Here is a 13545-nt window from a genome sequence, read left to right as displayed (position 1 = left end):
GATGGGTGGAACGACGACACCCGTGCTCTGGGTGGTCACCCTGCTCGCCTTCGCAATCAGCGGTTGGCGTTTCTGGCTGCTGTTCAGACCTTTATTGAGCGCTCGCCCGGCGCATCGGACAGATCGGCTAGGCGAACGCCTCAGAGGCGTCATCGGCGACATTGGCCTGCACCGCCGCCTGTTGAGATTCACCTATTCCGGCGTTCTGCACGCTCTGATCTTCTCCGGCTTTCTAGTCCTCTTCACAGCTATCATCGAGGCTTTCGGCTCGGGACTGTTCCCGGGCTTCAGCCTGCACGTGATCGGTGGAGATACCTGGATCGCGTTGCTGCAGAATATCTTTTCCATCCTGATCATCGTCGGCCTCGTTATGGCGGCCTATCAGCGGTTCGTCGTCAAGCCCCTCCGGTTCCAAGGCTCGAACCAATACGATGCGACCGTCATCTACGTCCTTGTGTTGGCGATTGTCCTCACGATGCTTCTTGAGGCTGCCGCGCGCATGGCCATTCTGGCAGAGCCTTCGCCGTGGCGACCTTTGTCTAGTCTTGGCATGTATCTCTTGGTGGGACTGAACATCACCGGAGATAGAGCAATCGTCGCCGAGCACGTGTTCTACTGGGCCCATATCGCCGCCATCTTGGGCTTTCTGATCTATATTCCGGGGTCGAAACACCGGCATATGTTCACGGCGGCTCCGAATATTTTCTTCCGTCCGCTGACGCCCAAAGGCCAGTTGCCGCCCCCTCAGCAGACTGAGGAATCCGCGCCGGAAATCGTTACCGAGTATAGAGACTTCACTTGGAAAGATCTCCTGGACACGCTGTCCTGCACTGAATGTGGACGCTGCCAATCCGTCTGTCCGGCCTATGCCGGGGGCAAACCACTTAGCCCCAAAAAGCTGATCATGAATCTGCGTGACGGCATGCTGACTGATCAGGGCCTCTTGGACAGTCCCGATCATGCCATGCCGATTGTCGGAGGCGTCATTGCTCCCGAAACCTTGTGGTCCTGCACTACCTGTCGCGCTTGTATGGAAGTCTGTCCGGTCCATATCGAACATGTCCCGAAGATCGTGAAGCTGCGTCGCTCGATGATCGAGCAGGGCACGATCGAGCCTCTGCTGCAGAGCACGCTGACAAACTTCCAAAGTCAGGGGAATTCCTTTGGCAAACCACCCAAGCAGCGAGCTCGATGGACTAAGGATCTCTCCTACAAGATCAAGGACGCTCGCAAAGAACCCGTCGATATCCTCTGGTTTGTCGGCGACTTCGCGAGCTTCGATGAGCGCGCTCAGAAGCTGACGGTGCAAGTGGGCGAGCTACTCGCCCTGGCCGGTGTGGATGTCGGCATCCTCTACGACGGGGAGCGCAACAGCGGCAATGACATCCGCCGGGTGGGGGATGAAGGGCTATTTGAATTGCTGGCTACCCACAACATCGAACAACTCCGGGATTGTCAGTTTAACCGGATCATGACCACCGATCCGCATTCGCTGAATGCGCTCAAATCCGAATATCCGGCCTTTGGGGCCAAATATGAAGTTGTGCACTATTCGCAACTCTTTCTGGAACTGATCAAGGAAGGCAAATTGAAAGTGGAGCCTTCCGCCGGCGCAACTGTCACCTATCATGACCCGTGCTATCTCGGGCGTTACAATGGCGGGTTCGATGCGCCGCGCGAGCTGATAGAAACCATGGGTCATACCCTGAAGGAAATGCCGCGCAACCGCGAGAATTCCTTCTGCTGCGGTGCAGGCGGCGGGCGCATCTTCATGGAAGACAATCCGACGGGCGAACGGCCCAGCGAGAACCGTATCCATGAAGCGCTGGGCCTGGGCGGTGTCAGCTACTTCGTCGTGTCCTGTCCCAAAGATGTGGTGATGTACACGGCAGCCATCCAGGCAGTCGGCGCTGAGGACAAGATCGCGGTTCGCGATCTTGCAGAGTTGATATCTGAAAGCGTGGTCGTGCCAACCGAGGTGGCGACACACGACAATGCTTAACAAAAGTAGATTGGAACAACGATGAGGGACACCCCATACGACGATGTTCTCTGGACGCCGAGTGAAGCCCAGAAAAGGGCTGCGGCTCTGTGGCGCTTCGCGGAGCTCAACGGCTTTGATCCGTCAGACTATGACACCTTGCACCGCTGGTCCATCGACAAGAAGGGTGATTTTTGGTCGGCGGTTTGGGATTTCTGCGAGGTGATCGGCGACAAGGGCGAGATTTATTTCCAACCCGACGAAACCGCCTGGATGACTGGCGCAAGGTTCTTTCCGCAGGCGCGTCTGAATCTGGCCGAGAACCTGCTTCGCGGCGATGACGCGGCCCGTGCGATCTTTGCGATGGACGAACTGGGGCAGGTGCAAACCCTGACGCGCCGTGAATTGAAGGTCAGAGTGGCCAAAGTGGCGCAAGGTCTGCGTGCGGCCGGGGTCACGCCCGGGGATCGTGTCGCGGGCGTACAACCAAACGATATCGATGCGCTTGTCGCGTTGTTGGCGACAGTCTCGATCGGCGGGACTTGGACATCCTGCTCGCCCGATTTCGGCGAGGCCGCGATTATCGACCGGATCGGGCAGGTCGAGCCCAAGGTTCTCTTCGCCACGCCCCTCTACAGATATGGCGGAAAGCGACATGACGTATCGGACCGTATTCGCGCCATCATGGGCAAGCTGCCATCGGTAACTACACTGATAGTCAGCGGCGAGGGCGCGGTCGACCCGGCTTTAAAAGCTGTGCACCAAGACGATTTCGGCATGCAGGCCAATCTGGAATTCGAGCGGATGCCTTTCGACCATCCGGCCTATATCCTCTATACTTCTGGCACCACGGGCGCGCCCAAAGCCATCGTTCACCGCGCGGGCGGTGTGTTGTTGCAGCATCTCAAGGAACATGTGCTGCATGGCGATGTACGCCCAGGTGACACCGTCATGTGGTATTGTAACACCGCGTGGATGATGTATCACTGGCTGGTTTCCGCCTTGGCGGCCAACGCCACGATTATCCTCTATGATGGCGCGCCGATCCTGAAACCCGACGATGGGCTGGATTGCAGCCCTCTTTGGAAACTGGCCGAGTTGGCCGGAACGACGCATCTGGGGATCAGTCCCAAATATCTGGCGACGCTGGCCGCCGAGGGCTTCAGCCCGCGCGAAAACGCTGATCTGACAAACCTTCGCAACCTGCTGGTGTGCGGCGCGCCGACACTGCCGCACCAGTTCGACTGGGTCTATCAGGCGATCAAGCGCGACATGGCGTTCTCTTCTATTTCCGGCGGCACCGAAATCCTCGGCTCATTCCTGATCGGTTCGCCTTTACATCCGGTGAGGCGGGGGCAGTTGACGGTCAAGGCGCTCGGTCATGCGGTTAGCGTCTTCGACGATCGGGGTGCGCCTGTCATAGGCCAGCGTGGCGAACTGGTCTGCACGGAGCCTTTTCCCTCGATGCCGCTGACCTTTTGGGGAGAAGGCGGCGCGAAACGGTATCATGACACTTACTTCAGCGACCGTGCCGAAATCTGGACGCATGGGGACGTTGCGGAGCTTACCTGTACGGGCAGTGGTTATGTCCATGGCCGTTCGGACAATACCCTCAAACCCGGCGGCGTGCGGATTGGCACTTCGGAAATCTATGCGGTTTGCGAGAAGTACAGCCAGTTTGAAGACTTTGTCGTCTTCGGAGCTATTCATGAGGGCGACGAAGAGGTGGTCTTGTGCCTGAAGCCAGCCGAAGGGACGGTAATTTCGAAGGACATCTTGAACGCATTGCGGATGGATATCCGCACTCAAGCATCCCCCCGCCACGTCCCGGCGCGTATCCATCTGGTTCAGGACGTACCCTATACGATCAACGGCAAACGTGTTGAGAGCGCTGCCCGCACAACCGCGGCTGGGCTACCGGTCAAGAACGTCGGGTCGCTCGCCAACCCACAATGCCTGGAGGAATACAGAGCCCTGACCCGAGAGGCGGCTCTATGAGACATATGAGCCCGCGGGCCGCTCTGGCCGGCATCGGTGAATTGAAGCCGGAGAGAAACACTCACGGCGTAACGACAATGGAACTGCTGATGCGGGTGTCGGCAGAGGCTATTGCCGATGCCGGGGTGGCGCCTCAGGAAATTGACGGGTTGCTGGTGGGGCCGCAGGTTGGTGAAACGCCCCAGCATGTGCCTGCAACGGTTGCCGAGTATTTCGGCATGCAGCCGAGCATGTCGAACATGGTCGATCTGGGTGGTGCCTCTGGCCCGGGAATGATCTGGCGCGCGGCCGCCGCTATTGCCGCGGGGCAGTGCGAAACGGTTCTTTGCGTGATCGGAAATCACCGCAACATGCCGCCACCGCGGTCACCCAATCGCAATCCGGCCCGCGAATTCGACACGCCATTCGGCGCGTCGGGGGCAAATACGTCCTATGCCTTGCTGATGCAGGCGCACATGGCCGCTTATGGTTGCCGTGCCGAGGACTATGCGGCGATCGCCGCCGGATCGCGGTCCAATGCGCAGAACAACGATAAGGCGATCTTTCACGGCAAACCGGCTTCGGTCGAAGAGGTCTTGGCCTCGCCGCTGGTTGCATCTCCGTTGCACCTTTTCGAGATCGTGATGCCGGTAGCCGGCGCCGATGCGGTGATCGTGACCACTGCTGAGAAAGCAGCCAGGTTGCGCCACCCACCGGTGTTTCTGAACGGCGCCGGTGAGAAAATCACTCACCGGGCAGTCAGTCAGGCCCCAAGCCTGACGTCAGGTCCGCTCAAGCCGTCCATCAGCCGAGCTCTTGCGCAAGCCGGAATGCGCATACAGGATATCGACTTTCTATCCTTGTATGACTGCTACACGATCATGGTTGCCGCGACCATCGAGGATGCCGGGCTTTGCGCGCCAGGCAAGTTTGCGGAATGGCTGAAGGACAATGGGGGCATGTCGTGCGAGGCGCGCCAGCCCATCAACACGCATGGCGGTCAGTTAGGCTTCGGTCAGCCGGATCTTGCGGGAGGAATGACTCACGTGGTCGAGGCGGTGCGCCAAATCCGGGGCACCGCGCCCAACCGTCAGATCAAAAACTGCCGAAGCGCGCTGGTGACCGGCAACGGCGCGACGATGTCCGAGGCCGTGGTGCTCGTCCTGGGGGCAGATCTATGATTGATTACCGCACACTCGACGTTCCCGGTCCGACGATCACAGACCTCTCTCGTCCATTCTGGGAAGCTGCGGCCCGCGGCCGGTTGACGATCCAACATTGCACATCGTGCAACAGGGGGGTCTTCTACCCACGCCCCCTCTGTCCTCATTGCTGGGCGGACGCGCTGGAATGGCGCGACGCCAGCGGCAAGGGCACTCTCACTTCCTTTTCACAGATATGGAAACCAGGTCATCCCGGTTGGCTGCCTGCGGTGCCTTACTATGTCGGACTGGTCCAGCTCAGCGAAGGCCCTACGATGTTGAGCCACATTGTTGACGAACGACGCTCGATCCGCGTGGGCGATCAGCTTGTCTTCAAGTCTGTCCCGACAGGGTCCCGCATCTTGCCCTTTTTTCACAAAATCTAACCCACAAGAGGTCGCTGAATATGTCCGAAACCGACAAAAAGAACGGCTGGACCAACGTTACAAACGGGAAGCCAGCCTTGCATCAGTCGTCTGAGCGTAGCCGGGTCACCAAAATGGAAGACATCCATGCGTTCACTGAAATGACCGGTGACCGCAACCCCGTGCATTATGATGAGGAATTGGCCAGAAAGACGCCGTTCGGCAAACTGATTGTTCAGGGCGGGGTCACCACTGGCATCCTCAATGCCTGTGTGGCCGAAGACTTGCCCGGCCCTGGAACCGTCTTTCTGGGAACAAACCTTGTATTCAAGAAGGCAGTCGGCATCGGTGAAAAAATTACCGGCAGGGTCGAAGTAATCTCCGTGCGCGACGACAAACCCATCTGCCAGCTCAATGTCTCGGTACGTGACAGTGTGGGCGACATTTGCGTCGAAGGCACCGCCACAACCTACACGATGCCGTTGGAAGGACTATGAGATGCGAGCCATGCGACGGTGGCAGGCTTTGGCGATGACGAGTCTGGCGGTCGTGCTGACCTTGTCCACATGGTTCTCTGTCACCGCTGTCGCACCGGAAATCAGTCGTGCCCTGTCATTGAGCCTGGCTCAAATGTCGTGGCTGACAAATGCGGTCCAGGGCGGATTCGTTGTCGGTGCGCTTATTGCCAGCTTCTTCGCGCTTATGGACGTCTGGCCGATGAAGCGGCTTCTGGTCATCGGTACGCTTTGTGCCGGGTTGGCCAACGGAATAATCCTTTTCGACATTGGTCCAACGGGTGTGGCTTTCGCTAGATTTGCGACCGGCGCGTCATTGGCGTTGGTCTATCCCACCGCGATGAAATATATCGGCACCTGGTTCGTTACAGGGCGCGGCTTGGCGATGGGAGTGGTCGTCGGCGCATTGACGATGGGATCGGCCTTTCCCCATCTGGTCCGAGCGATCGGGGTCGGGTTCGACTGGCGTTTTGTTATTGGTGCGACGTCACTGATCTGTCTGGTTGCGGCCGCTATTTTTATGGCCCTCAAGGACGGGCCGAATCAATTCAAGTCCGCCAAGTTCGAACTTGGGCACCTGAAGCGGATAGTGCGAAACCGTGCAGTCATGCTCGCCAACTTCGGCTACTTCGGGCATATGTGGGAGCTTTACGCGCTGTGGGGGTGGCTTCTTGCCTATATCAGCGCCGCGCAAACTGCAGGACTGGGTGTAGGAAATGCATCGCTCCTGACCTTCGTAGCCATCGCCTCGGGGGCATTAGGATGCATATCTGGTGGCTGGATGGCGGACCGAGTGGGGCGATGCCTCACGTCGGCTCTGGCAATGGCGGTATCCGGCGGGTGCGCCGTACTGATCGGATTTCTCTATAGCGGTCCCGTCACACTGTTTGTGGTCGTGGCGTTGATCTGGGGTTTCTCCACCATCGCCGACAGCGCCCAGTTTTCCGCTGCCGTCACCGAAATATCGGATCCGACGCTGATCGGTGCAAACCTCGCGTTTCAGATGGGCATCGGCTTTGCCATCACTATCGTCGCGGTCTGGCTGATCCCGCAGATCGTCGAGTTTATCGGCGGTTGGCAGTGGGCCTTTTCGGTACTCGCCATCGGCCCCGCATTGGGTATCTGGTCGATGCTTGCCCTGCGCAGACATCCCGACGCCATCAAAATCGCCAACGGCAGGCGCTAACCGTTTCAGGAGATACTAAAATGAAAAATGTCGGAAGATTCTATATCGATGGTGGATGGATCGCGCCCCGATCGACTGAGACGTTCGAGCTGATCAACCCAGCGGATGAGACCCACACCGCGACCATTCCCATGGCTAATATCGACGATGTGAACGCAGCGGTCGCAGCGGCCGCCGCCGCCTTCGATGACTGGTCAATGACCAGCAAGCAAGAGCGGCTGGTGCTGCTTGAGCGATTGTTGGCCCTTTATAATGAAAACTATGACGAAATCGCCGAGTTGATGACCCGTGAAATGGGCACGACCCTCGCCTTCTCCAAGGCGGCCCAGGCTTGGGTCGGTGTGGCGCATCTGGAAAATGCCATCGCCGCTCTGAAAAACGAGACGTTCGAAGAACTGCGCGGCACAACGATGATTTCGAAAGAGCCGATCGGCGTATGCGCACTGATCACGCCGTGGAACTGGCCTATGAACCAGTTGGTCGTAAAGGTCGCCCCTGCGCTCGCGGCAGGCTGCACCATGGTGGCAAAGCCATCAGAATATTCTCCCTTATCTTCAATCCGTTTCGCGGAATTGGTTCATGAGGCAGGCTTTCCGCCGGGTGTCTACAATCACATTACGGGAGCTGGCGAGGTGGTCGGTGAGGCTCTGTCGCGTCATCCGGATGTCGCCATGGTTTCGGTAACGGGTTCGACCCGGGCGGGTGTGGCGGTGGCCAAGGCCGCGGCTGACACTGTAAAGCGGGTTGCGCAGGAACTGGGCGGCAAGTCCGCCAATATCGTTACCCATGATGCCGATATCGAGAAAGCGGTGCGCGATGGGGTGGATGCCTGCTTCGTGAACTGTGGCCAAGCATGTCGAGCACCCGCGCGGTTGTTAATCCCCGCCGCCGCCATGGAAGACGCCAAGAGATGGGCGAGGGAGGCCGCTGAAGCCCATTCGGTGGGCGATCCGCTGACGAATGTGGCGCTTGGCCCGGTCGTGAATAAGTTGCAATTCGATCGCATCAACAAGCTGATTCAGGCGGGCATTGATGAGGGGGCGACGTTGGTGACGGGGGGTGTCGGCCGGCCCGCCGGCCTCGACGTGGGTTACTACGTTCAGCCAACGGTCTTTGCCGATGTCACGAATGACATGGTGATCGCTCGTGAGGAAATCTTTGGGCCCGTCATCGCCCTGATCGGGTATGAAGATGAGGACGACGCGATCCGGATTGCCAATGACACGGTCTACGGCCTCTCCGGTTACGTTCAGTGTCCCGACCTGGAGCGCGCGCGCAAGATTGCCCGCCGTCTTCGGGTGGGATCCATCTGGATAAATGGGGCCGACTGGCAGGCCGAGGCACCCTTCGGCGGCTACAAGCAATCGGGCAACGGGCGTGAACATGGCGAATGGGGGCTACACGACTACCTCGAAATAAAATCCACCGCTGGCTATCTGTAGGAATGCAGAAGGGTATGATCAGGTCATGACTGAAGTCTTCATTGCCGCCGCGAAACGCACGCCCATCGGGAAACTGAGCGGCGCTCTAACCGGTGTGTCCGCGACCCGTCTAGGCGCAGCCGTCATCGAAGCGATTGTCAGGGAACTCAACATTGATCCCGGCTCCATTGATGACGTGATGATGGGACAGGTTCTGACGGGAGGGGCTGGGCAAAATCCGGCGCGTCAGTCCGCAATCTATGCGGGGTTGCCGACGACAATTCCCGCCATCACGCTCAACCAAGTCTGCGGGGCGGGGCAGCGATCGATCCACCTTGCGGCGCAGGCCATCAAATGCGGGGATGCCGGTCTGATCGTTGCTGGCGGGCAGGATTCCATGACTGAAGCGCCACAAGTCATCTACAACACCCGCAATGGCCAAACTGATGCGCCCCGCATGGCGGACACGATGATCGTTGACGGCCTGTGGGACGTTTTCAACGATATCCATATGGGGGAAACTGTCGAGCAAATCGCCCAACGGTTCCAGATCACCCGTCAAGAACAGGACGAGTTCGCCGCACAGTCACAGGCCAAGACCGCCAAGGCCCTGGCGGCCGGTCGCTTCAAGGACGAGATCGTCCCGATTATCATCAGCGACCGCAAGGGCGAAAGAATTGTCTCTGAGGATGAGCATCCTCGCCCCGGCGTGACGGTTGAGAAGCTCGCCGGGATGAAGCCCGTTTTTTCGAAAACCGGCACGATCACCGCCGGAAACTCATCCGGGCTGAACGACGGCGCAGCCGCTGTTTTGGTCGCGAACGAGGCGAAACTTAAAGAACTCAAGCTTGAGCCTGCTGCACGGGTTGCCTCCTACGCTTCCGTTGCGCTCGACCCGATAGATATGGGACTTGGACCGATTCACGCCTCGGAGTTGGCTCTGAAAAACGCAGGCTGGAGCGTTGGCGACGTCGATCTGTTCGAGATCAATGAAGCGTTCGCCGCGCAATCCATTGCGGTCATTAGAGCCCTCGGTGTCGATCCGCACAAAGTCAACCCCAGCGGCGGTGCAATTGCGCTCGGACATCCGTTGGCCGGATCGGGTTGCCGTATCGTCGTGACGTTGATCCATGAAATGATGCGCCGAACAGCTAAGCGCGGACTGGCGACCTTATGCATCGGTGGCGGTCAGGGCGTCGCGATTTGTCTGGAACGTTGCTGAAGTGTATCGGCACGATAGCGATCGGGGTGACAATGACAGGGGAATCGGGACCCGGCATTTCGTGTAGAACACAACTTCTATTCGGCGTGTTCAAGTCAAGCGCTTTTGTCCAACGATGCGGAGAACCCAAACCTGTGCGGGCACCTTTCGTGTGACGCTGTTATTGGAGCCGGGCCAGCGGACTTGCCACTAAGCCCGGCTGGTATCGAGCCACGTGAAGAGGTCGGAGGGATGACCGCAACCGACCGTCCAGTCAAACGAAGAAAAAAACTCTGTCTGGTAGGCATCAGTGAGATGCACAGGTGTGAATGAAACAAAAAGCGACGGATTGCGACGAAGCGTAACGCTTCGGTAAGCTAGGATTCGTTGCGGAGTGTTTCGGGCTGTTGCGGTCGTCTGGCCGACGTGACAGCCTCATTGCATGATCACGAAAAAGACAGCGCTGAAGGAAGCTGGCAAGTTCGCGGTTGCACTGGAAGGGCCGCTCGGGCGGCGTCCGTTGCAGCCTGTCATCCGCGAGTTCCTTCCGTTGTTCCGGGATTTGCGCTCCTCGGGCGCGAACTGGAGCCAGATCGCTGCCTTGTTCGCGGCCGCCGGCGTACGCTCCGGCTCGGGGCAGCCTCTCACCGACGGTGTCCTGCGCGCCATGGTGTCGCGCGCGGAACGCGCATCGTCACCAGCATCTGCCGGCGAAGGGAAGATGCCTGCGATGGAAGGACATCGTCCGGTACGTCATGCAGGGGCACCGGAAACCCCTTCGCCGCGCCCCGCAGCACGGCAGTCAAGCAGCGCCGATCATGCTGCTTTGACGGATGTCGCCGAGCGGATTCGGCGGGCATCTGCGCTGCGTAGTCAATCCTGATGTCAGGTCGCGGCATGAAGGCGGCTGGATCTGAGCCGCTTCGGGTGGACTATCTGCCAGAGCTTCGTGACCAGATCGCGCCGTGGCTCAACATTCTCGAGTTGTTCCCCGGAGACGTCGTCGATGAACTGGCTGTGGCCATGGTTGACTTCCTGCACGACCGGAAGCTCGACGAACAGTCCCGCACGGCCGGCTCTCTCAAGCGAGAACTGCTGGAGTTGGCGTCCGGCTCCAGAATCGACGGCAAGTTGACGATTATGGACGAGTTCGTGCTCGGTGTATTCTTCGGCAAGATGCCCGGCGCGGGCGTGGAACTGTCGATTGGCGGTGGCGAGCAACATCGGCGCGTTCTGCCGGATGACGACGCTCTCCTTGGGGCCGCGTTCAAGACTCTTTCCCGGCTGGGCGACGATGAGGTGGCGTCGACCGGCCTGGTTTACCGGCGTCGTGCCGAAACGATCGCCGACCAGATTCCGCCTGATGCGTCGATCGGGGAACTGGCCGGTTTCGTTACAGGTCTTGCGACCATCGTTCTGGAAGGCTTCGGCACGCAGGCGCGCAAAAGACGGCGGATCGGATTGATCGCCGGCCGCCTCGTAGCAGTGGGCAGCCTCGGGGATACATCCGTGTCCTCGGCGCTCGACACGCACTTTGCCGGGCTTGATCTCCATGGGCAGGCCAGTTTCATCGAGGAGATCGCTCGTCCATGCTTCGAGGACGCAGGTGTAGCCGGAGGCCTGTCACACGCCCTTGTGCGTCTTATCTTCGTGGAGTTCCTGGGTTCCCTCCCTCCGAGCGAACGACGTCCGGTTCTGAGGCTGTTCGCCCGCTGCTTTCCGGACGCGTTTGCAGGGTTTGCGAGGGTTCTGGCGGAGCAGATCGACTGCCAATATCGGCTGAAGAACGATGCGCGTTCGGCTCGGCGCGATGCCAGACGCTGGCACGAGGCGCATGCCGGATGGAAACTGATCGACGGCGTTCTTGAGGTCGTCTGGCCAGATGCAGGCAAGGAGATGGGTCCCCGGCAGCGTGATGCCGTCGTTGAAATCGGCCGGGCGATCATCGCGTTCTTCAATGGTGGTGATCAATCGGGGCCGGCCGGAAAGAATGCAGCGAAGCGCGGTTCCCGGACGCGCAGTCAAGTGACCGACGAAGGCCTGGAAAGCGTCGACGTCGCAAACGTTGCGAACATCTCTGTCAACGGTGAGCACGTCGCAGTGCTGGCCTCGCTGCGTTCGGCAATCCACAAGCTCGACATCGTGCTCGGTATTCTTGACCGCAGGGCACTGTTCGAACTCGAGCCGAATTCTCGTACCGACCCCGAAGCCCGACAGGAACTGGACGAGCTGCGGCGCACGATCGGCGCTGTCCAGCTCTGGCGGCGCGAGCTCACACACAAGCGGCAGCGGGGTGAGTATGAAAGAGACGCTCTATCGGAGTCGCGTGCGACCGGTGCCCGGATCGCCTTGCCGCGCATGCCGCAGGTGAAGGCCGAAGGGCTTGCCGACAACGAGCCGGCGATCCGGAAGATCGTGGCCGCAGCCCAGGTGCTGATTCCCTAGAATTCCTGAGCGGAACGACGACCTCGTCGATCCCCCATTCTTACATTCTGATGTCGTTACGGCGGTTTCGGCTGCGGCTCCGGTCACGCTGATCCTGTGTTCAACCACAGGAGTTCGGCAGTGACGTTTACAGGCAACACAACACCGGCAGCGATGGCCGGCGGTCCGCCGCCGCTTCGGGGATTGAGTTTCTGCACGGGAATGGCGGGCGACAAGGCGGCGTTTCAGCTAGCCGGCATCCCTTGCGAGATGGTCGCGGTGGCCGAGATCAATCCGCTCGCCTCGGCGCTTCTCGCACAGAAGTTTCCGATGGTGCCGAATCTCGGCGACATCACCAACCCCGACATCAACTGGAGCGCCTTCCATGGCAAGATCGACATCCTCACCGCAGGCCTTCCGTGCCAGCCTCACTCCATCGCCGGCAAGCGCAAGGGGACGGACGACGTCCGGGACCTCACGCGCCCGTTCTGCGACATCGTCGAGCAAGTCCATCCGGAATGGGTCCTCGTCGAGAACGTCGAAGGCTACAGAAGTTCGGAAGACGGCAAGGCCTGGCGTACTCTCCATCGCCGTCTGCGGGCCGGAGGCTATGTCGTTGCAGACCGGGTTATCGACGCCGCCGACTTCGTCCCGCAGCGGCGAAAGCGGTTGTGGATTCTCGCGCATCGCGGAAGCGCCGGCATCTCACCTGAAGCGGTACTGGCTCAAGCCGCAGCAGGCGCTGCGGGTTCTGGAGTCGGCGAGCCGGAACGGCAAGAAGCTGTCGCCGATCCTGCTGGAAGGTCTTCTGTCCTCTATCCGCCGCGGCTAGGCACGCTGGTTGCGAGCGGCTCCGGGCTTTGCAAACCGGGCATGACGGGCGCCGATCTTCACTTCCTCGTGGTGCAGGTCGATCCTGAATCCGGCCTCATCGTACGCCGCCCGACGCCGCTGGAGGCGCTGAGGGCGCAGGGGTTTCCGGACGACTGGCTCGACGGGATCACGTTCAAGGGCAAGGCGCTGAGCTATCCGCGCATCTGCCAGCTCGTCGGCAACGCCTGGCCGGTTCCGGTTGCAGCCGCAATCCTGACGGCAATCCAGAAGGCGAGGACCGGAGAGGTGGCGGCAGCCGCCTGACGGCAAACCGTCCTGTCCGCAATCACAAGGCCGGCGCGAGCAGCGCCGGCCTTCTGCGTTCGGGGCGCGGGAGTTTCCCCGGCCCGATCCGGCGGCAGGCGCGCCGGCATCTACCAGAACTCGATGTCGTTACGGC

General features: G+C 59.9%; 11 protein-coding genes. All 11 read left to right on the top strand.

The window, feature by feature from the left end:
* The first annotated feature begins 1 nt into the window (after position 1).
* The 11 genes from EET67_RS08500 (at position 2) to EET67_RS08450 (ending at position 13409) form a co-directional block, all read left to right on the top strand.
* Positions 2 to 2002, top strand: coding sequence for a heterodisulfide reductase-related iron-sulfur binding cluster (locus EET67_RS08500; RefSeq protein WP_128625728.1), 2001 nt, complete (start codon positions 2 to 4; stop codon positions 2000 to 2002).
* A gap of 21 nt (positions 2003 to 2023) precedes the next feature.
* Positions 2024 to 3979 (top strand): acetoacetate--CoA ligase, encoded by a 1956-nt coding sequence (locus EET67_RS08495; protein WP_128625727.1) that lies wholly within the window; start codon positions 2024 to 2026, stop codon positions 3977 to 3979.
* 77 nt (positions 3980 to 4056) lie between these two features.
* Entirely contained in the window at positions 4057 to 5139 is a 1083-nt protein-coding gene (locus tag EET67_RS08490; protein WP_245450794.1) for a thiolase family protein, read from the top strand.
* Complete coding sequence (locus tag EET67_RS08485) at positions 5136 to 5546, top strand: Zn-ribbon domain-containing OB-fold protein (RefSeq protein ID WP_128625725.1); 411 nt, start codon at positions 5136 to 5138, stop codon at positions 5544 to 5546. The genes EET67_RS08490 and EET67_RS08485 overlap by 4 nt, the downstream gene beginning before the upstream one ends.
* Positions 5547 to 5566: 20 nt before the next feature.
* Positions 5567 to 6022 carry a MaoC family dehydratase gene (locus EET67_RS08480; RefSeq protein ID WP_128625724.1) on the top strand — a complete coding sequence of 152 codons (456 nt, stop codon included), beginning with the start codon at positions 5567 to 5569 and terminating at the stop codon, positions 6020 to 6022.
* A gap of 34 nt (positions 6023 to 6056) precedes the next feature.
* Entirely contained in the window at positions 6057 to 7226 is a 1170-nt protein-coding gene (locus tag EET67_RS08475; RefSeq protein ID WP_245450792.1) for an MFS transporter, read from the top strand.
* 20 nt (positions 7227 to 7246) lie between these two features.
* Positions 7247 to 8668 carry an aldehyde dehydrogenase family protein gene (locus EET67_RS08470; RefSeq protein ID WP_128625722.1) on the top strand — a complete coding sequence of 474 codons (1422 nt, stop codon included), beginning with the start codon at positions 7247 to 7249 and terminating at the stop codon, positions 8666 to 8668.
* 25 nt (positions 8669 to 8693) lie between these two features.
* A complete protein-coding gene (locus EET67_RS08465) occupies positions 8694 to 9869 on the top strand; it encodes an acetyl-CoA C-acetyltransferase (RefSeq protein ID WP_128625721.1) in 1176 nt (391 codons plus the stop codon).
* A gap of 421 nt (positions 9870 to 10290) precedes the next feature.
* Complete coding sequence (locus tag EET67_RS08460) at positions 10291 to 10731, top strand: hypothetical protein (RefSeq protein WP_128625720.1); 441 nt, start codon at positions 10291 to 10293, stop codon at positions 10729 to 10731.
* Between the two features lie 14 nt (positions 10732 to 10745).
* Positions 10746 to 12293, top strand: a complete 1548-nt coding sequence (locus EET67_RS08455) for a hypothetical protein (RefSeq protein ID WP_128625719.1) — start codon at positions 10746 to 10748, stop codon at positions 12291 to 12293.
* Between the two features lie 120 nt (positions 12294 to 12413).
* Positions 12414 to 13409 carry a DNA cytosine methyltransferase gene (locus EET67_RS08450; RefSeq protein WP_128625718.1) on the top strand — a complete coding sequence of 332 codons (996 nt, stop codon included), beginning with the start codon at positions 12414 to 12416 and terminating at the stop codon, positions 13407 to 13409.
* Positions 13410 to 13545: the final 136 nt, after the last annotated feature.

The sequence above is a fragment of the Borborobacter arsenicus genome, assembly GCF_003934165.1.
Taxonomy (GTDB): Bacteria; Pseudomonadota; Alphaproteobacteria; order Rhizobiales; family Rhizobiaceae; genus Pseudaminobacter; species Pseudaminobacter arsenicus.
The sequence above is the reverse complement of the archived record's forward strand: the minus strand, read 5'-3'. Positions and strand labels throughout refer to the sequence as shown.

Excerpts from the sequence above, each read along its gene's own strand:
- EET67_RS08500 (WP_128625728.1), top strand. The coding sequence starts at position 2 with ATGGGTGGAACGACGACACCCGTGCTCTGGGTGGTCACCCTGCTCGCC.
- EET67_RS08495 (WP_128625727.1), top strand. The coding sequence starts at position 2,024 with ATGAGGGACACCCCATACGACGATGTTCTCTGGACGCCGAGTGAAGCC.
- EET67_RS08465 (WP_128625721.1), top strand. The coding sequence starts at position 8,694 with ATGACTGAAGTCTTCATTGCCGCCGCGAAACGCACGCCCATCGGGAAA.
- EET67_RS08460 (WP_128625720.1), top strand. The coding sequence starts at position 10,291 with ATGATCACGAAAAAGACAGCGCTGAAGGAAGCTGGCAAGTTCGCGGTT.
- EET67_RS08470 (WP_128625722.1), top strand. The coding sequence starts at position 7,247 with ATGAAAAATGTCGGAAGATTCTATATCGATGGTGGATGGATCGCGCCC.
- EET67_RS08485 (WP_128625725.1), top strand. The coding sequence starts at position 5,136 with ATGATTGATTACCGCACACTCGACGTTCCCGGTCCGACGATCACAGAC.
- EET67_RS08490 (WP_245450794.1), top strand. The coding sequence starts at position 4,057 with ATGGAACTGCTGATGCGGGTGTCGGCAGAGGCTATTGCCGATGCCGGG.
- EET67_RS08480 (WP_128625724.1), top strand. The coding sequence starts at position 5,567 with ATGTCCGAAACCGACAAAAAGAACGGCTGGACCAACGTTACAAACGGG.
- EET67_RS08455 (WP_128625719.1), top strand. The coding sequence starts at position 10,746 with ATGAAGGCGGCTGGATCTGAGCCGCTTCGGGTGGACTATCTGCCAGAG.
- EET67_RS08475 (WP_245450792.1), top strand. The coding sequence starts at position 6,057 with ATGACGAGTCTGGCGGTCGTGCTGACCTTGTCCACATGGTTCTCTGTC.